This is a genomic window from Olleya sp. ITB9, assembly GCF_001315805.1.
GTDB classification, from domain to species: Bacteria; Bacteroidota; Bacteroidia; order Flavobacteriales; family Flavobacteriaceae; genus Olleya; species Olleya sediminilitoris.
Window position 1 is genome coordinate 102867 of record NZ_BCBW01000018.1, and the last position, 25345, is coordinate 128211.

Below are 25345 nucleotides of genomic sequence, written 5' to 3' on the forward strand. Positions count from 1 at the left end.
AAGTGAATCTTAATTTGAATACATCCGTATAAATGCCATCTATATTTAAAGAAGACATACTGCCTAACCTTAATCTAAAAACATTAGAAGCATCAGAACAACAAGTGCTAATTACAATTTTAGAACTTTTAGACATCACAGATAGTAAGGTTTATAAAGATGCTAAAGGCAATGCATCAACCAAAACTTTAAGCGCTACATTTACTAATACACTGGCTCAACAACTATACAATCATCCAAAACTATATAGTAATACACAACAAGGTATAACCTTTGTTATGGCTTGGCTTCCGTTGGTAAAACAAGGGTTTTTTCCTGACAAAAAAAGTACCGAACTATTTATTCATTTTTTAAAATTCAATTTAAATTATTTTGAATCTGAACATTGTCATCAAACCGTTAAAAATCAAATTTTTGAAGTTATCAAACTACTTTCAGAAAGTACATCTGAAGCTTCAATAGTTGTAAATCAGTTTTTAATAGATAGTATTTTTGATCTTACTAACATCGTAAATTCAGACTTTGTGATACAACAATGCATTCAATTTAACATACTAAATTCGACGTATTCTGCTAATCAAAACAAAGATACTCTAGACACGTATCCGTTTAAAATTAACGACACGTTTATCAAGCATTTTTTTAATAATGATTGGTCCTGTTTTATTACTGCGTTTCATCAAATATTACCTGTTGGTCATGTTTACAAATCCAGTGCCTATACTATAATAGCTAATTGGTTATCGTCAGACCTAGCAGATTACTATGCAAATAACACACAATCAGTACTAGAAGCGCTTGAAGCAATAAAAGAGCGTTGGATTTTTGCAGAAGTTAAAAGTACTGCACTTTTACACCTTAAAACAAATAACAACCACTACCCTTTTATTAATGCCTTAGGTACAAAAACTTGGGACTCTGGTGATGTTATTTTATTTAGTGACCTTAATAAAGGCATTCCGCAAAATCTATTAGACCTATGCTATCAGCAATTTTTAGAATGGCTAAGCATAAATAAAAACCTGCATTTTAATACCGAAGTATTTACAGATTTTGCCAAACCACTATTACAGCAAGCGACAGCTTCCGTATTACCTTTAACAAGTCTTGCGTTTTGGTTTAATACCTGTCATCCAAAATCTGGGATAAAAAGTCAAACCGAAACTTATAATGCTATTTTTTCAAAATTATTACTTGATGATAATCAAAATGCATTACCAAGTATGCGTTATCAATATGAAACTTTTAAGCTAACAGGACTTTTTGTGATCACACATGTGTTTCAAAACACTAATAATTTAGATGTATTTTTAAAAGGTTTTCAAAACTGTGGTATTTCAAATCCTTTAAATCAGTTTTTAGTTCGCGTGTTTTATGATGCTAATCAAGAATTGTTTAATTTATATAATAAAGAGCAGCTTGAAGCTTTACAAATATTTTTGCTAGAACTAGCTTACTCAGCAACACAAACTGAAGACGCTATTAAAACCCAAAACCTTCCATTTATTGTTAACACATTAAGCATTTTATGTGCAGAATCGGGTAATTACACACGTGTAAACCAAATTTGGGCATTAAAAGATATTGATCCCTGTATTACAACGCTTTGCAATACATTTGCTGCTAAACATTATCTAAACCCAAATACTCCGTTAACACTTAATCAAATACAAGCTTGGTTTAGTTATTTGTCAGACTATTATTATAGCTTTAAACAAGAAGCCATTTGGGTAAATGACATGCTAACTACACAAGGTGTCAGAACTGCAAACTTCTTTAATAAAATTAATGATGATGTCAGCTACTTTTTAGACAAAGTCATAAAAAACATTATAACTATACATCAAAAAAGTAAAAAGACAGAAATCGATAATGACGCTACACCTCAAACATGGATAAGTATAGAAGTTTTTTTAATGGACTTTCTAGATCAACTAAAAACAAACAAACTTAATGCTAATACGGTTCGTTTTTTATTTGAATACTGTACAGTCCAAACCAATGGTTTTACCTCTCAAGACACATTAAATAATAACATTACAACATTAAACAACCTATACTTTAATACAAAATCCGAAGCTGATAAAAGCAACACGTCTTTAAATACTGTGGATATAAAAATGCAACCTAATGAGATTAATCAAAAGTTTGTAGAGTTCGTGCTTTCTAACCTAGAGCAGTACCCTCAAACCAAAATTTATGACACAGAAGCCCTAACGTTTTTACTGGACAACATAACCGAGTTTAAAGTTTGGCTACAAAATGATCCAAATAATATAAGGTCTAGACTTAGTCAGGCACTTTACATAACCTTATTAGATACTAATTTAGCTTCAGACGTTGCATTAGCAACGTTTACTAACTCTTGTAAAACACTGTTTGTACAATTAGTACAAGGGACTAAAATGGCAAGTTCTTATGCTATGGGTTTAAAAACAATGGTTAAATCCGGAGCTTATCCAGAAGATGTATCTACGGTTTTATCACAAGTTGCTAAAGACATAATCGCTTAAAAAAATGACAGACACTATCACACCAAAAATTCAAGATCATCTTAATTTATCGGCTTTAGTTTTAAAAAAACACCACAAAAAAGCAGACTTAAACAGTTGGTCAGGATTTGACTTATCAGAAGCGTTACAGGTCCAAATGGCTAAAAGACTGTTAAATTTATATGGTATAAAATCTGGGTTTCATTTACGTAATAGCTTACAACGCTATAAAAGTGGACAAATGGTATCCAATACATTTCAAAAATTAGCCACACAATTCAGAATGGATTCAACCACGTCCTTTGAAGCTAAATATAATGCTGAGCAAAATCCAAAAACCAAACACATTTACAAATTAGTGTGGACGTATCGTTTTAGCCTTAAAGATCAAAAACTTACAGGCTATGAGATGGCCAACTATATTTTTCAAATGCGATTAGGTTTAGTCTCTGGCTTTATTACAACTCACGAAGTCCTTTTACGACTAGAAGACGCTAACAACACTATAAAATCTACTTTTAATAGTTGGGAAGCCTTCCATAATAACGTCTGTTTAGGTTATGAATACGTTTTAGGACCAACCGAACAAGATATTAGCAAATTTCCTGGAACAGATACCCTTTGGGACACGTATCAAAGATTACATATTGAACAAAAAAATGAGTTTAAAGTATGGAACACATAAGTTTATCTAGAGAAGACGTTATTGCACATATCCAGCGTGCTGAAGCATTATATAAAGCCAATTTATATAATGATTTACAAGCTGTAATGACTATAATTAAGGATAATTTAGAGGCATTAGACGAGGACAATCACACGGACTACGCTAGGTATTACAGACTGTACATGTTATACATCAGTGTTTTTGAAGACATAAACATACCGGTTTTAGAATCTTACTTAAATGCTTTAATTAATATAAACGAAGTACAAGCCTCAGATTTTGAATTTGTTTGTAGCTATTATGCAACATGTCAAGACTACGTGTTTCATAAAGCCTTAATGTTATACCCTCAAAACGAAACTTTACACATTCATTATGCCTTAAAACTAAAAGAAGAACAGCGTTTTGAAGAAGCAATCACCACCTTAAAATACATTTTAGAATGTTATCCTAGTTTAACCGAAGCTAGATTTTTACTAAGAGATATTCAAGCTGCTTTACTAGATCAATTATGCAGTTCTGCTCAAGAATCTGATGCTGATCAACTATTAGAATTAGCGTCATCAACCCATAATTTAGACGTTTTAAAAGGTTTACAATTAGATGACCGTTTAGATCAAACCAGTTTACAACTAGCTAACATACAAGTGGATTTATGGGAAAATAAATCGGTTGAGATTTTAAAACAATGGAAAACAGAATGGAAATTTTTGGACCTATCAGTCACTACTCAAATTGTATTAACAGACTACGCTAAAGCTTTTATGCTGTATGAGATGGTCGCACAAATTATAAAAGCACCTGCAACACCACAATTTCCTGAGGTGCAATATAACACCTTTACGCAGTATCAAAATTACATGCAGGCCTTAGTTAATGCTGGCTGGCAACAAGCACAACACAGTTATGTACAAATAGGTAACGCTGCTTATTATTACACTAAAAATAAAACGGTTTTAGAGCAAGCTATCGCTCAAGGCTTAGCCTTAAACCCCAATAACCCTTTATTTTTTGTTTTAAAAGCAAAGTCCTTTTTTCTAGAAGCTAATTATAAAGATACAGGAGCTATGTATCATGCAGCGTTTAAAAATGGACTCAGAACAAGCGAATATTTATTATATCTCTTGGAAGTTAATAGCAGAATAGAAAGCTGGCAAGGTATTTTAGATATTGTGGCTCAATTTCATATTAAAAATCCACCAACACTTAAAACACTTTATTTTAAAGCACGAGCATTAGTTAAACTACAAGAGTTTGATGATGCTTTAGTGGTTATAAATGACGCTTTAACTGGATTTCCTTTACCACCTCATTCGTATGCGCCTTGGTTTTATAACTTACGCATGAGCATTCATAAAATCAACCAAAACTACGACGCCTTTTTTGAAGATCTTAATTCTGAAATCTATTATTATCAAGAAGGGGATAGCGAATATTGTAGTACCATAAATATGGCTATTGAAGTCCTTTTGGAAAAGGAAGATTATGAAGAATGCTATAAATACGCCATCTATAATCATGAACAAGAGTATTTATTACCAGAACTGTATCCAGTGTTTCAATGGATTTGCTTTTATGATTTTTTAAATGAAAAACCTGAAGACATCAATGACGCTTCCATTGAAGATTTAATACCAGATCCAATCACTTTTACCGACTATCGCAATAATGGTTTAATCCATTGGATGACAGGAGATACTAATGCTGGTGCAGACGCCTTAGTAAAGGCTGCATCTTTAGCAACTAATAAAGCCTACTATTTTAAATTAGCGTTAGCATGTGCTAAAGAAGGGAGTAATACTATAAAAAGCATAGACATATGTGAGGTTATTAAAACAGAAACGCCTGAAGCCTATGATTGGAATATAGAGTACGACTATGCAAACCTCTTGTATATAGCAAAACGATACGACCAAGCTTTACTTGCTTTTAAACAATTATTAAAAAGCTATCCTGATCATTCCTTTTTTAATTTTCCAAAGGATCAAAACAACATGCTGTTACAAACTTTAAAAAATATAACGAAAGCCTTGGGTAAAGTTGAAGATAACGCCAAATATAATGCGCTATTTTTAAGTAAAGATCAACCTTCGGTTAGTGCCTTATTAGAGCATCTAGAATGGATTGACATGTCTAAAACAGATGCCCTTTTTAGTCGTCATAATATATTAGAAAAAATCACGCATTCTGACACAGCATTTGAAAACAACCAAACGGAACGGTTAAAAGCAATCAAATCTAAAATAAGCACAACCTATTTCAGTTAAAGTTATTAGTATTTAATGTAATTATTCCCTAAGCACATTATCCTTTTTATAGCGTGTGGGATAACAAGATATAAAAAACCCCCTTAATATATTAAGAGGGTTTAGAGGATTGCTAAATTTTACAAACCATAAACAATTATTTATTTTTAATAATTTTTATCGTTTTGTAAGTCGTATTTAACTTAATTCTAGCTAAATAAATTCCTGGCGATACTGGCCTGTTATTTCCATTTTGTCCATTCCAGTGGTAACTATACACGTTTTTAGATTTCTGACTAGGCTTTAATTGCTTCAGTTTTTCACCATATATACTAAATATTGTAACTGAGTTTTCCTTAGGAGAATCCGTGGTTATATCTATATTAATACCTTCAGCAGAGAATGGATTAGGGTAGGCTCCTTTTATAACAGAAGCGTTATTACTTTCTATTCCTACTCTGTTAAGGCTACCTCCATCTTGTAATATGTAATAAGCAAGAGGCGTACCAGATGCAGGTAAAGTTCCTACGGTATTCCATGAACTATTTTCAATATCTAAACCAATTCCTATAGCATTTTGAAGATTAGGGAAGGCACTCTTAGCAACCTTAAGCTCTATCATATTGGCATTTTTTACTACTGTAATAGAGGAAGAACCTTTTAATGTCCAGCTCCAATTAGTTCCAGATCCAGAGTATTCAAATAGGCTTCCATTTTCTATACTATAATCACTTCCTTCTGGAGACCAAAGACCATTTTTATACCCAGTAGTTGTGTTATTATCTGTGTTAATAAAGAAAATATAATTGCTATTCATTGTACCTTGAGCCAAGATATAAATGTAATCGCTATCATCGTATGCTTTTAAAGAAGTTAAACCTCCAGTACCATTTGTAGAAATAGATGCAATACTACTCCAATCAGTAGCATTTCCATCAATAGTAATTTCTACACCAGTATCTACAGGTCCCTTTACTTCTACATTGTTAAATACAGCAGAACAAATAGCTTGTTGATTATGGCTAGTTGTTGCTAAGCCTATATAGACATTTGTTGCCATATCTATAGTGTCTTCACCTACTTTTGTCCAATTATTTCCGTTAATTGATTGATAGGCTGTTATTGTAGTACCCAATCTAACTAATTTAAGCCATAAAGAAGCGCTACCAGCAGCTCCTGTATGTGTAGTGACACCACCAGTGGCTGTTCTTCTTTGAAAAGCAATACCCTCAGAATAACTTGCTACTAACATACCATGTTTAGATCCTTGGTTCAATGTTTCTCTGATCATTACACCAGCTTTAGCCCAATTATTAGTATTGTCAACACTTTCAATCTTAGCTATAATTTCTCCATCTCCATTTAAAGGTTGATACACATAATGAAATTGATCCGATTGACCCCAGATATCAGATCCTGTTCCATTTACAGTAAATGTTCCATTATCATAAGAAGCGTTTCCAGAGATTGTAGGGTTTCCTACATCGGCATTCTCCCAAGGTGCAGGCAAAGAAACCACAACTGCTTCGGTTGTCAATTCTAGTACGTTACTGTATTCAGAAAAACCAACATCGTTATATGCTCTAACTCTATAAAAATACGTAGTATTAGGGTTTAGGTTCTCATCCTGATAAGAAGTGACATCTGTGTTTACAGTACTAATTTCTTGATAATTAGAATTTTCGTTTAACGATCTTTCTATACTATATCCAGATTCATTATCAGCGTTATCTACCCAATTTATTGAAATACTATTGGTCGTATTCGAAACACCTTCTAAATTTGATGGTGCTAAAGGTGCACTAACAGTAGTTGCCATAAATTCAAAAGCTCCTATATCGACTGAACCTACAGTTCTGTTTTCCCCATTAAAATCGGTTAATCCAATTAAAGGGATACCGTTTGGATATAGGTCAGCCCAAAATGAATCTATCCAGGTTGTTATAAATCCTTCCGACAATCCATTATTTATAGATTGTGAATCTGAACTTAAGTTAAAATCAAATTCTGAAATATTATTAAATTGGGGGTTAGCAACGACACGGTTACCTGGTAAATTATTTTGACCACTTGTGGACGTTCCCCACCATAGGTTTTTCTTAAATGTAATATTAGTATTACCATTTTTGTTGATTCCTACATAGTTTCCTCCAACACTAAAAGATCCAAAAATAATATTATTGGCTATTCTAATATTTGTTACTCTATTTTGAAAGGTAATTTCTGTCCCCCAACCGGAATCATTTTTGTTCTTGTAAAAAGTGTTATTTATAATATATATATTATCAGCACTACCTGTTCCATTTGAAGAATACCCTCCCATAGCTACACCTGCCTCTGTGTTTTGATACACAACATTGTTAGACATAATTATATTATCTGTCTTCTTACCATTATGTTCGCTGGCAAATTCAAACCCTAAATCATTACCTCTAGAGATATTACGCTCAAACATAATATTTGTTCCACCATCTACATAAAAACCACCTGCACTTCGATCTCGCTTATCGTATGGTTCATCAGGTAAGTTATACCAAGGATTCCTATCACAGCTATTGTTTTCTGCGATATTTTGAGTAACCAGTCCATTACGTACTCTATCTTTATAATTATCATTCTCTACACATTCGTAGCACTCTCCCTCATACCCTATGAAGTCAAATCCTATATTATTATTATCGTGTACATAATTGCCTTTTACTAGAAACTTAGTCACATTGCCATTTAGTACAAAGGCTTCGCTGGATTGTAGTATATTGTTATAGACCTCATTATTCTCAAGGGTTATGTTTTTGATTCCTGTTTGCGTATTTCCATACACTGCGATACCATGTGCTCCGACTTCACAGTCACCATCATCCTCATTACAAGTACTTGAATGTTTTATGTCATGCACTTTGTTATTGATAATTGAAATATTAGAAGATGATCCACGGACAAGAATACCAACCGGTGTTTGCCCACTATCACTAGTTTTAAAATCTCTAATTTCAAAACCATCAATTTTAATATTATCGGAGTTGTCTATAGTAATAAGTCCTTCTCTACCATCCGGCACAAGTCCTAATCCAGATATAACAACATTGCTTCCAGATGCTTCTAGTGTTAAGTAGTTGCTTGTGTTATTAGCGTTTGTTTTATCTAAAAAAGATATTTTTTCATTATATATTCCGTCTTCGACTAGAATTGTATTTCCGACATTAGCAGTATTAACAGCTTCTTGTATAGTAAGTAATGCTGTGTTTGGGGTAGAACCGTCGTTGCTATTATTACCGGATTTTGAGACATAAATATTTTGAGCTATAGATAATTGGGTCATAAAAAACATGCACCATAGAAAATAGCTAAAGGATCGTTTTGTTTTAGTTTGTTGTGTCATTTTGTTTTAGTTTGTTTGTGTGTTTTGGTTTGATTTTTTTTTAGTTTGTTTGTGTTTTGGTTTGATTTTTTTTTGTGTTTGTATTTCTGTTTTAGGTGGGTTCTAAAAATTAGTTTTATTTCTTAAAAAGACAAGAACCCGTTTAGTACTTTCTAAAAAATCACGAAACAATGATACTATAAAAATTTTATTTTTGAAGGAAAAATATGACTTTTACACTTTACTTATCTACCCATTAATAAGTTGTTTTTTAATCTTTTAACTGGTTAACTACTAAAAAGACTATAGGTTAAAGAGATTAAACTAGTAATTCTAATAGCTATACTAATTTTTAGAACCAATTCATTCATAGCCCACTTTGCAATCCCAAATCAAAGACGCTTCTCTTATTCTAATTTTGGATTTAAATTTGTAAGTTATCGCACTGCGTTTGCGGGTTTATTGTAATATTCTTTTTGGTATACTTTGCTTTTCATTTAACATTTAATAATAACTTTAGCTTATTTTTCTGCTATGTATCCACCATCCAAAAACAATTCTTTTGCTTTATCTTTTTAATTTACCTAAGGATCAAAACAACCTTCGGTTAGTACCTTATTAAAGCATCTAGAATGGATTGACATGTCTAAAACAGATGCCCTTTTTAGTCGTCATAATCTATTAGAAAAAATCATGCATTCTGACGCAGCATTAGAAAACAATCAACCGGAACGATTAAAAGCAATCAAATCTAAAATAAGCACAACCTATTTCAGTTAAAGTTATTAGTTTTGCATGTTGCTATGCGATTATTAACCCAAAATATCATCCTTTTCTTGACGCTATGTATTAGCGTTAACCACGTCTGTATAGGCCAACAATCTAAAAACAACGGTTTAATAGACTCGTTAGCAACAGTCTATTACAATCATGTAAAAACAAATCCAGTAATTGCAAAACAAGCTGCCTTACAATGGCTAGAAGAAAGTCAAAAACAAAAGATAGATTTACAAGAAGTTAGAGCCTTATATGCACTTGGTAACTTAAGCAATATTACAGGAGACTATAAAAGCACGATACAATACACCAATGATGCGCTTGTTTTATTAAACACACTAGAACTAGACAAAGGCAAGGCTGCCTGTTATAATATTCTAGCTTCAGCTTATAAAAATTTAGGTGACTATCCAAAGGCTATGGATAACTACATGCAATGCTTAAGTTTTGCAAATACAACTAACAGTAAAGCACAAGAAGCCAATGCATACCAAAATATTGCAACCTTATATTTATTGCAAAAGGAGTATAAAAAATCGGCAGCAAATTTAGATCGTGCTGCCAATTTATATCGCGAGATTGGTGATGATGATGGTGTACTCACCACACTGTTTAATTTTGCTAATATTTTAAAGGAAGAAGGCAAATTTGATCAAGCACGAGAGCATTACAAAACCGTTTTAGGCTACCGAGAAAAAGAAGGAAATCAAGCGGTTATTGCTTATATAAACATCAACCTGTCGCAAATGCTTGTGCAGGAAAAACGTTGTAAGGAAGCGGTTGTGGCTTTAAAAAAAACCTTGGGTTTATTAAAAGCGCTTCAGTTTAACTCGGACATTGCCATAGTTTTAAACGATTTAGGGGTTTGCGAAACCAAATTAGGGCATAAAACCGAAGCTATTAATTACTTTAATCAAGCCTTAGCTATTGGTGATGAGCAATCGTTATTGCTTTACAAAGCAGACATCTATAAAAACTTAGCACAACTCTATCAAGAGGAAAAAAACTTTGAAAAAGCACTAGAATTTTATCAAAAAGGGGTAACTACTGGTGCAGAACAGCTGACTTTAGACAAAGAAAAATATGTAGCTAACATACAAGAACGTTACGAGACGCAATTAAAAGAAGCCCGAATAGAACTGCTTGAAAAAGAGCAAAAACTAAGCGAAGCCGAATTACAAAAAGTAGAACTTACTGTTAAAAGACAACGTCTTGTAAGAAATACGCTTATTACTGGTATTGCATTGGCGTTAATTATATTAGTAATTTTACGATGGTCTTATGTAAAACGTTTGAAAATACAAAAGCAACTTAACTTACAGCAAGAAGAAAATGCAAAACAGAAAATTAGTGAGATGATGAAGGATCACAAACTCTCTGTTATCGAGCGCTACCAGGAAGGTCAAGACGAAGAACGCTCTAGACTGGCTCGAGAGATCCATGATGGTATTGGTAGTGACTTAGCAAGTATTAAAATTGCTTTTGAGCATTATAGCGAGCCTTACCAAGACCAAACACAGTCTAAAAAAATAGCCACAGCTATTAATAATGCCTGTCAGGATATTAGAAATTTATCGCATCAATTACATCCATTAGCTTTTTCTAAAATAGGGTTTACCAGTTTTTTAAAAGATTTTGTAACTCAAATTAATGCTACCTCTGAGATTGAAATTAATACTTATTTTTTTCCTGAAGACGAGATCGATCAACTACCAGAAGTATTACTGGCTGATGCCTACCGCATTGTGCAAGAGTTAATCAATAACATTATAAAACATGCCGAAGCCACAACAGCAGATGTACATTTAACCAAGCACGACACCCATTTAAACATTGTTATAAACGATAATGGTAAAGGGTTTAAAAACACTAAAACACAAGGTATTGGACTACGTAATATTAAAGAACGCCTTCAAAAAATAAAAGGGTCTTTAGACATAGACAGTAGCTATAATCATGGGACGTCTATTACTATAGACATGCCAACAAATTAAATGACAGTGAACAAAACAAACATCATCATAGCGGACGACCATCTTATGTTTCTGGAAGGCATAAACACCATATTAAGCGATATGGAAGAGGTTGGTGACATCCATTTAGCCACAGAGGGCAACCAAGTCATTAGACTACTTAGTCAATTTGAGATAGGCTTAATTATTAGCGATATTAGTATGCCTAAAATGGATGGTTTGGAGTTGCTAACTAGCATTAAAAAAAAGCATAGCAACGTTAAAATTATCATGCTTAGCATGTTAGACAACCACAGAACTGTACATAAAGTCATCCAAAAAGGCGCAGATGGTTTTGTACCAAAATTTACTAGTAAAGACGAATTACAAAAAGCGGTACGTACGGTTTTAAATGACGAACAATATTTTTCAGACATCATTAAACAACGCTATATGGAAAGTGTTTTTGAAAAAAAGAAATATAAAAACATCACGCTGTCCCCTCGCGAAAAAGAAGTCCTTAAATGGTTAGCAGAAGAGTTAACCTCTAAAGAAATCTCTGAAAAACTATTCATATCGGTTAATACCGTTGAGACACACCGTAAAAATATTTTACTTAAAACTGGCTCTAAAACCACAACAGGTGCTGTAAAATATGCCATCGAGTCTGGTTTGTTTGACTAAACCTGTAACATATTCATTTAAAATGCAATACCTTCGGTAGTAAGTGCAGATTGGATAAGTGCAAAAGTTTCGGTGTAATCCAAAGTATCATTGGTTTCTGTTAGTACTGTTCCTCTGTAAATAAAATTAGAATCCAGGTCAAAATAAATCACATAAATCCCTTTTTGTGGGTTTATCCAAGCGCCTTGCGTTGTATTATCTATACTGGTATCGTCTAAATACTGTACCCAAGCTGCTCTAGACATGGTTTTAGTATCTATATAAATAGTATGTCTTTCGGCTAAAGCATAGGGTGTTTTAAGACTTGCTATTTGCTGTAAAGCATAACGGGTTAGTCGTGCTAATAAGGGATTATAATTACTGTAATTAACAGACAACTGTAATGGCAAACGGGTCCATTGTTGTCGGTCATCTTCTAAAGTAAACGTCACAAACCCTTGTGGTTGCTCTGGTGTTGTAATAGTCACTTCAAAATCATCATAATGGTCTAAGGCGGTATGGTACTTATTTAATGTGTCTACACAGCGTTGCATTATAAACCTTAAAACTTCTGGTGTTGGTTGGGTGTCCAATGTTATGTTTACCGCTTTATAATCAAATTGTAAATCAAAATCAGGCTGTAACGCTGCAATTACTGTCTGTCTGGCATCATACCGTTGTTTTGAGGCTTGGTAGGCCTCCAGACAGGTCAATTGCTCAGTAGCACGTAATGGTAAAACCGCATCTTCTAATATGGTTTTAAGGTTAAGGTGTAAGTAACATTCTATTTCCGGAATATTGGTATTATAAATCAAAACACTAAAAATATTTGGATTCATGGTTGCTGCATTAAAAAACCGATTTAAATGCTTAAAACTGACATCGTCTTCAAACTCACGGTCTAAGTAGGTCTTCAAATTCTTTTTAGCCTGAGTGGTAGAGATGCCAATGTACTTAGAGCAGCCTAACACAATTAAATACAGGATATAAACAATAAGCGGGATTAGTAGGTAACGCATTACATATTGACTTTAAAAAATAAAGGTAGACGTCTAATGTATTGCTACCCTCACTGAAATCAGTGAGTTTTTAGTTTCACTAAAAAATGGTGCTAATAACAGCGCTTAAGCGTGTAACTTTGAGGTATTACTAACCCCAAACACAAACCCATGGGACTGCAAGAACAACGCGCTGCCAAAGCTATTGAAGACCAATACTTATCAGCGTATCAAAACGACATTAATACACTTATTGGACAAGACACTCCAATTACCATCCATTGGGATACCTTTGAATTAGACTATATCAAGTTTGTACCAAGCGTGTGTTTACAACGTCTTACCGATGCCTTAAAAGGGGTTTGCCAAGATCATTTGGGTAAAACTGCTGTACAAAATCAAATAAAAAACATACACGTGTTTTGTATCGTTAATGAAGGTGCCGAAGCTAAAAAAGAACTAAAATTAGACGCTGGTGTGTTGTCTTTAACTGCCTGTTGGGGCGGACATCACAGTGGTTTTTTTCCTGATATTACCATACAAAACTATTTAGAAAATAAGTTATAATACAACCGCATTATCCAAACCATTAATAGCAACCACCAAAAACAGGACACGTAATACAGGTCCTGTTTTTTTTATACCTCACTGTCACGTCTTCTGGTTGACTAACAAAAAAAAGCCTTTAAGCTTAACACTTAAAGACTTTGGACAACTAAACTAATATCCGTTTAATTTATAGTGGTTTCATTTAAGGTAACGCCTTCTAAATTAGCACTAAAATAAGTTTCAAGTCCTTCAAATTGATGATGTTCTGAAAACGACTGACTACACCCTGTTACTTTAGATTTTTTAAAGGTCATATGTAAAGTCAAAGTCTCTTGTTTATATAACTTTATACTACCAGACCACTCCCCTTCTTGATCACACAACCAATCTAATAAGATAGGATCTGTAATACTTTTAACACCTCCAGACAAGTTAAATGCTATAGGTGGTTTATTATCCTCTTCTTGATAATACGATGGCGAAAAATTATAATCACACTGGCTTAATGCAAAGACTTGTTTTGTGGTACTATCTTTTTTTAATACTAATTCTATTTTTAATTGATTTTGATCTTCCATGTGTCGTGTTTTAGTTTTTATATCATTATTTTGTGACTATACTAACTACATTTAAATCCAGTAAAACCAGATGCCTAGTTGTATAAGTGCATCACAAATTTGGTGCTTTTTATAACAGTTTAACTCACGGTTTACCGTGATATTATAAATTAATCACTGTAATGCATCATGTTAAGACATAAAAAAAACGCTTTATATAAAGCGTTTTTTTATTCCTGTAGGGTTTAAAACTATTACAGTTCTGTAGGTTTAACAGCTGGTTGCTTTTTTAATTGTTCTAAAATAAAATAAGCTGATGCAGCAGATACTAATATGGCAGGAATAGCCACCATGATAAGATCATCTTGAGACAAATCTAAAGTCATAAAAGCGGTTATAATTATTAAGGCTTCCACAACAATCCAAGTAATAACGGTACCAGCTATCCATTTTCCGGGTTTTATCCCTTTTTGATCGGCTACTAATTTAATTTGTTTAATAAAATAGGCTATTGCAAATGCTTCTAACATGGGTTTGGTTTTTAGTTTTTTTTTAAAATTTAAGGTAAATATTATATTATTTAGGCTACTACCAAGCAGGATTTTTATAACCTAATATAGGATTTGTCATACTAGTATTACCGTTAGACTTTTCACCTGTTTTATGACAGTAATTTTCTGGATAATCGTAATTTTCAAACTGAGCCCAAGATTTATAAGCTTTATAAGAAAATGGTCGCTCTGGATTAAAATCAATCTCCACACCTGTTCTAATACAATAACCTGTTTTAGGGGCTTTAGACTCAACCTTTTGGGTTATATTAAAAGGTTTCTTTTTTAAAACTGGTTTTAGAACCTTCTCGTTTCTTTTTTCTGCTCTAGATTTTAATTCCGGAACAACATCTTTATCATCTAGACTAATAACATCTATATCTTTGTAAACAACACGCTCATAATCTTTTTTGCTAGGGTCAAAAGACTCAAATATATCTAACAATACTTCAGACCTTAAATAGTTTTTACTCAGGCCTAATAACATAGTTTTATATACTGGTCGTTTAATATAAATACAATGTGCGCTTTCTTCTAATAGGTAATGATGATGATCTAGATGCTCTTGATAAACTTTTTCGGTTAACGTACTTTTACTAAAAGCAACTCCATATTCTACATTATTCTCTGCTGAGTAATCATACAAATTCATAGAGGTAATAATACCATTAGACTCATTAATATAGCTTTTAGCATGTAACCTTGGCTCATAAATAATTGACACGTTAGGAAAAGATTTAAAATAGTCTAAATCTTCACTTTTCATACTTCGGTAAAAATTATCCTCATTTTTACCAAACAAGATTTGAAGGTAAATAGATGGATTGTTTTTTATTAAATTAAATCGTTCTTTAAAATGATCGTCTAATTTTATGTAAGGCGATGTAATATGGATAAACTTATTGGCATTTGCAATAATATCATCAATAGCGTTATTAAGATTATCTCCTGTTAAAAATGCACTCATAATTGGTTAATTCTGTTCTTTTAATGTATTTAAATTATTTAACTCTGTTTTGTAATTAACTTGTTGATTTTAGCCTTTTTTACCCTACCATACCACTTACAAATACCTGCACAAACTCTTTCATTTTATCTAAAATACGCTCTCCAATTTCACGTGCTTTTAAAATACTTGGTCTGTTGTCTAGACATTTAAAAATATCGTCTCTTAAAGGTTCTCTTCCATAATCTGTGTAGCTTTCTATTAAGGCTTTAAATTGTTTTTGGTCTAAATGTTCTTCTTCACATATTTTGGCTAAAGCTAATATCTTTTCTTCATGCCAAAAGCGTTCAAATTCATCTTGTATAGCATCTACATCACTAATATGTGGTAAGTTTTCTTCAATAAATTTTTCTATTAACTCGCGTTTACTACGCAACTCTACGTCACCAGACAGCATATCTATAATGGCTTTTTTCTGTGCTTTTGCATCTGCAGATTTAGCGTCTTTTAATTTGGCTAAGAGTTGTAAAATGTAAGCGACATTAATTTGATCACGATGGATTAACTCTAACTCAAAATCGATATCATCTAGAATAGACGTTTTGTGCTTTTGGCTTTCGTTTTTAACCTTATCGTGTAAATCTAAATACTTGCTTTTATAATCTTCAAAAGTTTGCTCATCAATACCCAAATCGTCCCAATCAAAATCTGTATAAGATTCTAAAATGTTTTTTGCACGTAATAAACGCCTAAACGCTTGTATAAAAGCTAACTCTTCGGTTTCACTTGGTAAATTATCTACCTCTTGAAACGTTGGCACAATGTCTAACAAGTTTTTTAACGCGTCATCAAATTTTTCTGCAATCGCTTCATAAGGTGGTAAAATAATGTCTTCAATAGCCTCTTTGTTTGAAAACAAGGTAATTGCTTCATCTGTTGCTTTTTTTAAGTTTCTAAAGCACAATATATTTCCTTGCGATTTCTGCTCGCCTAAAATCCTGTTGGTTCTGGAATAAGCTTGTATTAAACCATGATACTTTAAATTTTTATCGACGTATAACGTGTTTACTTTTTTAGCATCAAAACCTGTAAGCATCATATTTACCACAATAACAATATCCAAACGGTCTTTATCTTGAAAGGTTGTTTTTTCACGTTCTTTTAAACGCTTACTTAGGTCTTTAAAATAGTTTTCAAACTGCTGACTATCTTTAGTCGAAAAACTAGTGTTATACATTTGGTTGTAGTCCTCAATATATTCGTCTAGCTTTTCTCTGGTATGACTTGTTTTGTATTGTGCTCTTGGCTCTGCTGCTAGCGGTAATGCATCTCCAGGAATATAATCTTGTGCGTCTTCATCCTCCTCATTGGTTCCGTAAGTAAAGATTGTTGCAATACGTAAATCATGTTCGCCTGCTTCTTTTTTACGTTTAAAAATATCGTAATACTTAATTAGCGTCTCAATATTACTCACTGCAAACAAAGCCGAATAGTCTTTATTAAAGGTTTTCTGATTGTGATACGCAATCATATAATCTGCAATTTTCTCAAGGCGTTTTTCATCCGCAAAAACCTCAGCAGTATCTATTGCTTCTACCTCAATATCAATTAAGGTATTTCCTTTTTGTTTGTATTTACCAACATATTCAATACCAAAACGTAAAACATTTTGATCTTTAATAGCATCTGTAATAACGTATTTGTGTAAGCATTGACCAAACAAATCTTTAGTAGTACGTTTTCCTAAATCGTTTTTAGACGCATTATCTTTAAAAATAGGTGTACCTGTAAAACCAAACAGCTGACTACTATTAAAATATTCGGTAATTTTTTTGTGGGTTTCTCCAAACTGACTTCTGTGACACTCATCAAAAATAAAGACTACTTTTTTATCTTGTAAATGCGTTAAGCTTTTCTCGTAATTAGCTTTAGAAATGGCATTGTTTAGTTTTTGTATGGTAGTTAACACCAATTTAGAATCGTCTGTTAATTGTTTTACCAAAGACTGCGTATTATCTGTAACATCTACGCTATCTTTTTTAAAGCTATTAAACTCTAACATGGTTTGGTAATCTAAATCTTTACGGTCTACCACAAACACGACTTTGTGTACGTTTGGCAAGTCCATAATAATCTGGCTTGCTTTAAACGAGGTCAAGGTTTTACCAGAACCTGTGGTGTGCCAAATGTAACCATTATCGTTACCTGTTGTGACTTGATTTACCAACTGCTCTGTTGCATAAAACTGATAAGGACGTAAGACCATTAATATTTTATGCGTTTCGTTATGCACCACGTATTGCGCTATCATTTTACCCAAATGGTTTGGGTTTAAAAACGAACTAGCAAATTGCGTTAAATCTGTAATATTTTTATTGTTTACATCTGCCCAAAAGAAGGTTTGCTTTACAGACTGCAACTTATTATTAGCTAAATATTTTGTGTTTACACCATTACTAATAACAAACAATTGTACGTACTGAAACAAGCCATGATTAGACCAAAACGTATGACGCTGGTAACGATTAATCTGGTTAAACGCCTCCTTAATTTCTAAACCACGACGTTTTAACTCTATTTGCACCAATGGTAAACCGTTTACTAAAAGTGTAACATCGTAACGGTTTTTGTAAGTTCCTTCTTGGGTGATTTGGTTGGTGACTTGAAACAGGTTACTTGTCCAATCTTCACTATTAAAAAAGCGTACATAAAAACTATCGCCATTATCTCTAGTAATATTAAAACGATCGCGTAAGGTTTTGGCTTTTTCAAACACATTGCCTTTTGCCAAATGGTTTAAAATAGTCTCAAACTCTTTAGCAGAAAACGTTGTGTTGTTAAACGCTTCTAATTGCAATTTTAAATTAGATACCAAAGTGTCTCCATCTGGTATGGTTACATTTTGGTAGCCTAAACCTACTAATTGTTTAATTAGGTTGTTTTCTAGTTGTGCTTCAGATTGTTTTGTCATAATTCATTAAAGAGGTCTTCCCACTCTGGATTTATACTTTCTATTAATGCTATTTTTTTTGCTCTACTGCCTGCTTTTAATTGTTTTTCTCTGCCAATAGCATCACCAATTAGTTGGTGTGCTTCATGGTATACTAGTTTGTCTAAATTGTATCTAGCTGTAAACGATTTTTTATCATGTTTTTCTTTATGCTGAAGGATACGCTGTTTTAAATTAGCGGTTACACCAACATAAAGTGTTGTGTTGTTTTTATTGGTTAATAGGTATACATATCCTGGTTTCATAGGTCATTGCGAGCGCAGCGCGGCAATCTGTTAATTATTAATTCTACTCTTTACGCCATTGTGCCTCTTTTTCGTCATTGCGAACGCAGTGAAGCAATCTGTTTATCGTTCCGTCATTGCGAGGACGTAGGACGAAGCAATCTGTTTGTTGTTCACGTTTCTTTTCATGAGATTGCCACGTCGTTCGTACCTCACTCCTCGCAATGACGTACGCGAGGTAGTGACATTTTTAAACAAACATTTGCTGCAACAACCCTTTTTTAAACGCTTGCGTTTGCATGATTTGCGTTTGTACGGCTTCTATTTTTATATCTATGGCACTTAAATAATTGGCTATTTTTTGTTGTTCTTCGAAACAAGGTAATTTTAGTTTCGTTTCTCTTATTGTCTTTAACGATAAATTTTTAATTGTTGAACCTGTTAATTCTGAATAAAAATAATTCTGAATACTAGAACTTTGAAGTAAATAGTATGTAAAGTATAAATCAATACTATTTTTCAAATTTATATAACACGCACTTTTACCTAATACAATATCTTCATCATCATAAAAAGCAATATTTCCAATTGTACCATTAATTGATAATAAAATAGTATTCTGATCTAAATCACGTTTGTGCTTTTCAAATTCTGATTTATTTACTTTTTTAGTTGATTCATTTATTATTATTTTACCTTTCGTTAAATTATTCCCATTTATAAAAAAATACTTCCCATTTTCATCATATTTAGGTGTACTATGAATACCATCACCAATACGTGTAACTACCTCCCCCAAACGCTTCTCTTCCCATTCCGGAAATTCCGTTTCACTTGATGAGGTTGCTTCTTGAGATTGCTTCACTGCGTTCGCAATGACGGTGTCATTGGTGACGTCTGGTTTAAAACGCAGTTGTTGGCTAAACAGTTGTTGCATCACGCCTTTTTTGTATAAGGCTAGTGTTTCTTTTTTTGTGGTGAGTTGCTGTAGTTTGGTGTCTACTGCGGTTAGAAAATTGGATATTTTTTGTTGTTCTGGGAGGTTGGGTAAGTTGATTTTAGTTTTTCGAAGAGTTGTTAGTGAAAGGTTCTTTATAGTTGAACCTGTTAATTCAGATATAAAAAACTGTTGAATTTTTGGAGATGTTAAAATATGATAATGAAAATTTGAATTATTTTTAAAATTAAAATAACCAACACTTTTACCAAGCATAACTTTTTCATTATTAAATCTCGAAATATTTCCTATCGTACCATTTAATGAAATCAATAAAGTATTTAATCCTAATTTTTTGTCATTTTTAAGAAATGTACTCTTATCAACTTTTTTTGTTTTACTTGTTAAAGTAATCCTTCCATTAATTAAATTATTCCCATTGATAAAAAATATATCTGACTCTTCAACATATTTGGGTGTTCCATGAAGTCCATCACCTATTCTTTCCGCTATTTCACCTAACTTCTTCTGTTCCCATTCACCTTCAAATTCTTTAAAGCGTAGTTTGGGTGTTAGGCTTTTGGCTTCTTTTAATGAGATTGCTTCACTGCGTTCGCAATGACGGTTGCGAGGCAATGACGGTTGCGATGATGTTTTTGTATGTGTTGTTGTGTTAGTCATTTGTTTTTGTCTGTCATTGCGAGACCTTTGGTCGTGGCAATCTGTTTATTATTTCTTCTATGTTTCATGAGATTGCTTCGTTTGGCTTTCGTTTCCTTTCATGAGATTGCTTCAGTTTGCCGCGTCGAGTTTGCTTCGTTCCTCGCAACAAGCACTCGCAATGACGTTTAAAATGGTGTTTCAATATTTAACTGTTTACAAAAGTCTGCAATAGTGGCATCGGTTTCTGCTATGTCTTGTTCTAAGGCTTTTAGGTCTTTGGCTACTGTGGCTAAATCTACAGGTTCTTCTTCTTCAAAGGTATCTACATAACGTGGTATGTTTAGGTTGTAGTCGTTCTCTTTTACTTCTTCTAAACTGGCAACGTATGAATACTTATCAATAGTTGCACTTTGAATGCGCTCTGAATGACAGTACGCTCTGTAAGTGTCTACTATTTTATCAATATGTTTGTCTTGTAAAACGTTTTGGGTTTTTACTTTCTCAAAATGTTGGCTGGCGTCTATGAATAGGATGGATTCGTGACGTTTAGGATGAGATTCTGAAACAAGTTCAGAATGACGTTGGTTGTCTTTTGGGTGAGATTCTGAAACAAGTTCAGAATGACGTGGGTCTTCTGTTCTATTTTTCTTCAATACTAAAATACAGGTTGGTATGCTTGTGCCATAAAATATGTTTGCTGGCAAACCTATTACTGCGTCTAGATAGTTTTTATCTTCTATTAAAAACTTGCGTATGTGTCCTTCGGCTGCACCACGAAACAACACACCGTGTGGTAATACGCAAGCCATAGTACCATTATCCGCTAGTTGGTGCACCATGTGTTGCACAAATGCAAAATCGGCTTTACTTTTTGGTGCTAGTTTACCGTATGCCGAAAACCTATCGTCAGACATAAATAAAGGACTTGCAGTCCATTTTGCCGAAAATGGTGGATTGGCAACGATGGCTTCAAAACGTTTGTCTATATGGTTAGGGCTTGGGTTGACTAAGGTGTCTTCGTTATAAATATCAAAACGTTTGTAGTGTACATCGTGCATAATCATGTTCATTCTGCACAAGTTATAGGTGGTTGGGTTGCTTTCTTGCCCATAAAACTCGCCTACATCGTTTACTTCTTTGGCTACACGTAATAGTAAAGAGCCAGAACCACAGGTTGGATCGTACACGCTTTTTAGTTTGGTTTTTCCTGTAGTTACTAATTGCGCTAGTATTTTACTAACTTGTTGTGGTGTGTAAAACTCGCCTGCTTTTTTACCTGCTCCACTAGCAAATTGACCAATTAAATACTCGTAAGCATCACCAAGGATATCGCTATCTGAGTTTTCTAGGTCAAAATCGATGGTTTCTAAATGGGTAAGTACTTTTACTATCAGTTCGTTTTTAGCGTCTTCGGTCTTCCCTAGTTTACTACTGGTAAGGTCTAGGTCTTCAAACAGGTTACCAAAATCGTCTTCGCTTTCGCTTCCCATGGTGCTTTGCTCTATGCTGGTTAGCACATTGGCTAAGTCACCTAGAATAAAGTTGTTTTTACCTCCAGAGTTTCCGCGTTTGGCAAGCTCGCTAAAGAGTTCGCTTGGTTTTAAAAAGTAACCTAGTTTTTCTAAAGCAAAATCTCTTACGTTGTTTATTAGTAATTCTTCTTGCTCATGACCTTCAATATCATCAAAGGTTAAACCATCTGGTTGTAAGATTTCGTTAGCGTAGAGTTTCATTTTTCGGCTTAAATATTTGTAAAAAATAAAGCCTAGTATATAATCTCTAAAATCGTCTGCATCCATATTACCACGTAAGTCATTGGCAATATTCCACAGGGTTTGTTTTAGTAATGCTTGTTTTTGGTCTTCGGACATGTAAAACTTATATGTTTAAATTTATTGTATACCTATAAAATTCTAATAATAAGCACTTTGTTTTTATCAGAAATTTATATTAAAAGGACGTGTTTAAATATAGAACCTTTTTAAAAAATGATTTGTTTATTTTTTAAAAAAATGATGAATTATTCTTCAGAAAAAAAGAAGTAATGTATATCTATGATACCACTACGACTTATTTGAACCAAATCTTGCGTGTCTTTTAAAAAGATACCCAATGAGCGCTCGTTATACACTAGTTTCATGCTTTCAGAATAATCTGTAACTACATACATGTCTCCTGTTAGTTTAAAAAAAGGAATTACTAATTTACTTTTAACCTTAACCCCTTTATTTACAACTCTACCGTCTTTTAAAATGTTTTTAATGTCTGAGGTATTGGTCTTACTAGAAGCTACTTTTACGTAAGAGACCATCATGTTTAACCACTCTGCATCGTCCACCAAGTACCAGTTTACTTTTTCAAAATTAATACCATACTCACTAATCCATCCTGCAGAAGTAAAACCAAATAGCACTTGTTTTTTTCCATCTAATTCTGGCTTATCTGAAGGGGTAAACTCTTGTATTTTAAACGTCATTACAGATACCGCAGACATGTCTTTTAATTTTTTACCATTAAAATCTAAGGTTTGTAATGAGAAGCTACTAAGCTCTGGATGGTTGGATAATACCCATTGTGTTGCGGTTAACTCGGCTTGTTCTTTCATTTGCTCTACAGCTGCAATACCTGCACCAATAGCCAGTACTCCTGCAACTACAGCAGCACCTTCATTTTGAGCATTACTATTTTGTGGCATCAAATAAAGTGATACCAATAGGATTAAAATAGCTTTTTTCATGTTATTGATTATTATTAGTTAGATGGTTTTAATAACACATGTAAGGTTTGCGTTAGTATTCTACCAACAACAAAATACATGTTTGAAAAAATCAATTATAATTAGGGAGAGGGTTTAAATATAAAGCCTTTTTAAAAAAATAATACTGTAAATACTCGTAATTATTACAAAAGGTGCTGCAACACTTTAGTAAGTCCTTATTAAACAAAGGGTTATTTTTTTATGATAACAATGTAAAAACATCTATATTTGTGGTGTACTACTGGTACACATAGTGCGTAAGACACACTTAAGACCTTATAATAATAGCCTAAACACAGAGATTCTAGCTGGTATTTAGGCTTTTTTTGTGCTTAAAAAGTAAGATTTTAAAAGCTAAGCGCCTTTAAAGTGTCAGGTCAGCACCTTGTATAGCAAAGCTCAGCACCTTGGAGTTGTAAGTTGCGCACCTTTTTAGGGTAAGATTAGGGCATAAAAAAAGGCCCTGAGTGGTAAGACAACACTCAAGACCTTATAATAGGTCACTTAAAAACGAGATTCTAGCTGGCTTTTTTGTAAGTTAAACCTGTTAATAATTGTCGTAACCGTTTACCTGGTCTAAACAAAATACGCGCTTTGGTAATTAAACTGGCATTTACCGCCTCTATGGTATCTACACCAGAGGAGCTTAACCCAACTTGAAAATTACCTAATCGTCCTAGTTTGACTATTCGTCCTTGTTTAAGCGAGTGTATAATGTTTCGCTCTAAGGATAATAGGACCGCATGACAATCGGACTCGGTTACGGTACACTCGTAAGCAATCTGCTCAGCAAGTATATCCAAATCTACTTCACCATCTGCAATTGCAGCAGCGTAGTACTTCTCAGGTAACGTAATGTCCTGAGGATTTCGTTTGGCTTGCGCCTTAAACTTAATACTCATATTTAAATGATATTAATTAAAAAAAACATTTGCCTTAGTACGCTTAACACATTAACTATCAAACGTCTAACTGACATCACAAAACTACATTTAATGCCTTAGACTAGAAAGGGAGTTTATTAGGACTTGTCAACAAGTATTCAACAAGATTTGTGTGTTTTATAGTGGTTTTACATATTAAAATACTAAAAATCAATAAGTTAACGTCAAATAAATGTGTACGAAATACCCCCTATTTAAACCGCTGATAATCAGTGTTTTTTTGGTTTTAGACCGTTTTTTTTAAAAACAACACTTATTTTTTATGATTTTGATGAGGTATTTAGGGTTGTGGTATAAAAAAAGCCCTATTACAAATAGGACTTTTTTTATGTATTGGTTTTTAATGAGAGTTAGTCTATGATTATTTTTTTTAACTGAGTGGCATATGCAGTCTCCAAAATTAAAAAGTAAACACCTGAAGGTAAGTTTAAATTATAAGAGGTAGTATAACTGGTGTCCTCTTGAAATGAGCGATGATCTATCATCGTATTATTAGCTAATCCAAATATTTTTAAACTTACTGGCAATGTTTCTCGCAATTCTATACTTACATTAAAAACGCCATTTGATGGATTAGGATAAAGCGTAAACGTTTCTATTATTGGTCCTAAATTAGAAGGTTCTTCTTCAAAAAACTCAGTTTGCTCTAAAACTAAAATAGTCTTGGTTTGATATTCTGAAAAGCGTAATGGTCGCTCACCCAATAGTTTTCCATAGCAAATTGAAGAATATGTTCTTTCCCTTTGTCATCTATAGAATAGGCTTTTACTAGCCCATTGATAATCCAATATTCAAAATCTACAGATTGTCCTGTTTGTATTAAAAATTGGTGTTTTTTTAAGCTTTTATATTCAAAGTGCGATTGTATAAAGTCCCACTCCTCATTGGTTAAAGAAACGATTTCTTCAAAATGTTGTTTTAGTAAATTATACTTAGCATGCATAATAAAAATTGCTGTAAATTTTATGTGTTACAAATACTTAACTTTTATGTGACTTATTTACCAATACAGAAAATAACTAATATTGATATTCAATAAAATACAATTTTAAG

The 25345-nt window shown here is 33.2% G+C and carries 20 protein-coding genes; 7 read left to right on the forward strand and 13 right to left on the reverse strand.

Annotated elements, in window-relative coordinates; all coding sequences use genetic code 11:
- The first annotated feature begins 32 nt into the window (after positions 1 to 32).
- The 3 genes from ITB9_RS04585 to ITB9_RS04595 are packed head-to-tail and all read left to right on the forward strand — an operon-like array spanning position 33 to position 5426.
- Positions 33 to 2513 carry a hypothetical protein gene (locus ITB9_RS04585; protein WP_054851332.1) on the forward strand — a complete coding sequence of 827 codons (2481 nt, stop codon included), beginning with the start codon at positions 33 to 35 and terminating at the stop codon, positions 2511 to 2513.
- Between the two features lie 4 nt (positions 2514 to 2517).
- A complete protein-coding gene (locus ITB9_RS04590) occupies positions 2518 to 3177 on the forward strand; it encodes a DUF1266 domain-containing protein (protein ID WP_054851333.1) in 660 nt (219 codons plus the stop codon).
- Entirely contained in the window at positions 3165 to 5426 is a 2262-nt protein-coding gene (locus ITB9_RS04595; protein ID WP_054851334.1) for a hypothetical protein, read from the forward strand. Before ITB9_RS04590 ends, ITB9_RS04595 begins: the two co-directional genes overlap by 13 nt.
- A 136-nt stretch (positions 5427 to 5562) precedes the next feature.
- Here the strand turns inward: ITB9_RS04595 and ITB9_RS04600 are convergent, their stop codons facing one another.
- Positions 5563 to 8784 carry a fibronectin type III domain-containing protein gene (locus tag ITB9_RS04600; RefSeq protein ID WP_082396047.1) on the reverse strand — a complete coding sequence of 1074 codons (3222 nt, stop codon included), beginning with the start codon at positions 8782 to 8784 and terminating at the stop codon, positions 5563 to 5565.
- 621 nt (positions 8785 to 9405) lie between these two features.
- Here ITB9_RS04600 and ITB9_RS15580 point away from each other — a divergent pair.
- The 3 genes from ITB9_RS15580 to ITB9_RS04610 are packed head-to-tail and all read left to right on the forward strand — an operon-like array spanning position 9406 to position 12176.
- Entirely contained in the window at positions 9406 to 9543 is a 138-nt protein-coding gene (locus tag ITB9_RS15580) for a hypothetical protein (protein ID WP_187294253.1), read from the forward strand.
- Positions 9544 to 9566: 23 nt separating this feature from the next.
- On the forward strand, positions 9567 to 11534 hold the full coding sequence (locus tag ITB9_RS04605; RefSeq protein ID WP_054851336.1) for a tetratricopeptide repeat protein: 1968 nt from the start codon (positions 9567 to 9569) through the stop codon (positions 11532 to 11534).
- Positions 11535 to 12176, forward strand: coding sequence for a response regulator transcription factor (locus ITB9_RS04610; RefSeq protein ID WP_215906972.1), 642 nt, complete (start codon positions 11535 to 11537; stop codon positions 12174 to 12176).
- A 17-nt stretch (positions 12177 to 12193) separates the two neighbouring features.
- Here ITB9_RS04610 and ITB9_RS04615 read toward each other — a convergent pair whose 3' ends face one another.
- The gene (locus tag ITB9_RS04615; protein ID WP_054851337.1) at positions 12194 to 13174 is read right to left on the reverse strand and encodes a hypothetical protein; all 981 of its coding nucleotides are present in this window, start codon (positions 13172 to 13174) and stop codon (positions 12194 to 12196) included.
- Positions 13175 to 13324: 150 nt separating this feature from the next.
- Between ITB9_RS04615 and ITB9_RS04620 the strand changes: the two genes are divergently transcribed.
- A complete protein-coding gene (locus tag ITB9_RS04620; protein ID WP_054851338.1) occupies positions 13325 to 13720 on the forward strand; it encodes a hypothetical protein in 396 nt (131 codons plus the stop codon).
- A gap of 164 nt (positions 13721 to 13884) precedes the next feature.
- Here ITB9_RS04620 and ITB9_RS04625 read toward each other — a convergent pair whose 3' ends face one another.
- The 11 genes from ITB9_RS04625 to ITB9_RS04670 form a co-directional block, all read right to left on the reverse strand.
- Positions 13885 to 14280, reverse strand: a complete 396-nt coding sequence (locus ITB9_RS04625) for a hypothetical protein (RefSeq protein WP_054851339.1) — start codon at positions 14278 to 14280, stop codon at positions 13885 to 13887.
- A 233-nt stretch (positions 14281 to 14513) separates the two neighbouring features.
- Entirely contained in the window at positions 14514 to 14789 is a 276-nt protein-coding gene (locus ITB9_RS04630) for a hypothetical protein (protein ID WP_054851340.1), read from the reverse strand.
- A 58-nt stretch (positions 14790 to 14847) separates the two neighbouring features.
- The gene (locus tag ITB9_RS04635) at positions 14848 to 15777 is read right to left on the reverse strand and encodes a phospholipase D family protein (RefSeq protein ID WP_054851341.1); all 930 of its coding nucleotides are present in this window, start codon (positions 15775 to 15777) and stop codon (positions 14848 to 14850) included.
- A 79-nt stretch (positions 15778 to 15856) separates the two neighbouring features.
- The gene (locus ITB9_RS04640; protein WP_054851342.1) at positions 15857 to 18727 is read right to left on the reverse strand and encodes a type I restriction endonuclease subunit R; all 2871 of its coding nucleotides are present in this window, start codon (positions 18725 to 18727) and stop codon (positions 15857 to 15859) included.
- A complete protein-coding gene (locus ITB9_RS04645) occupies positions 18724 to 19011 on the reverse strand; it encodes a GIY-YIG nuclease family protein (protein ID WP_054851343.1) in 288 nt (95 codons plus the stop codon). Before ITB9_RS04645 ends, ITB9_RS04640 begins: the two co-directional genes overlap by 4 nt.
- Before the next feature lie 229 nt (positions 19012 to 19240).
- Entirely contained in the window at positions 19241 to 20608 is a 1368-nt protein-coding gene (locus tag ITB9_RS04650; RefSeq protein WP_054851344.1) for a restriction endonuclease subunit S, read from the reverse strand.
- A 167-nt stretch (positions 20609 to 20775) separates the two neighbouring features.
- Complete coding sequence (locus tag ITB9_RS04655; RefSeq protein WP_054851345.1) at positions 20776 to 22461, reverse strand: type I restriction-modification system subunit M; 1686 nt, start codon at positions 22459 to 22461, stop codon at positions 20776 to 20778.
- 149 nt (positions 22462 to 22610) lie between these two features.
- A complete protein-coding gene (locus ITB9_RS04660) occupies positions 22611 to 23327 on the reverse strand; it encodes a hypothetical protein (protein ID WP_054851346.1) in 717 nt (238 codons plus the stop codon).
- Between the two features lie 539 nt (positions 23328 to 23866).
- Complete coding sequence (locus ITB9_RS04665; RefSeq protein WP_028606379.1) at positions 23867 to 24250, reverse strand: HU family DNA-binding protein; 384 nt, start codon at positions 24248 to 24250, stop codon at positions 23867 to 23869.
- Positions 24251 to 24642: 392 nt separating this feature from the next.
- Positions 24643 to 24996: a T9SS type A sorting domain-containing protein gene (locus ITB9_RS15815; RefSeq protein WP_261975553.1), complete on the reverse strand. Its 354-nt coding sequence runs from the start codon at positions 24994 to 24996 to the stop codon at positions 24643 to 24645.
- Complete coding sequence (locus ITB9_RS04670) at positions 24945 to 25235, reverse strand: Crp/Fnr family transcriptional regulator (protein ID WP_261975554.1); 291 nt, start codon at positions 25233 to 25235, stop codon at positions 24945 to 24947. The genes ITB9_RS15815 and ITB9_RS04670 overlap by 52 nt, the downstream gene beginning before the upstream one ends.
- Between the last annotated feature and the right edge of the window lie 110 nt (positions 25236 to 25345).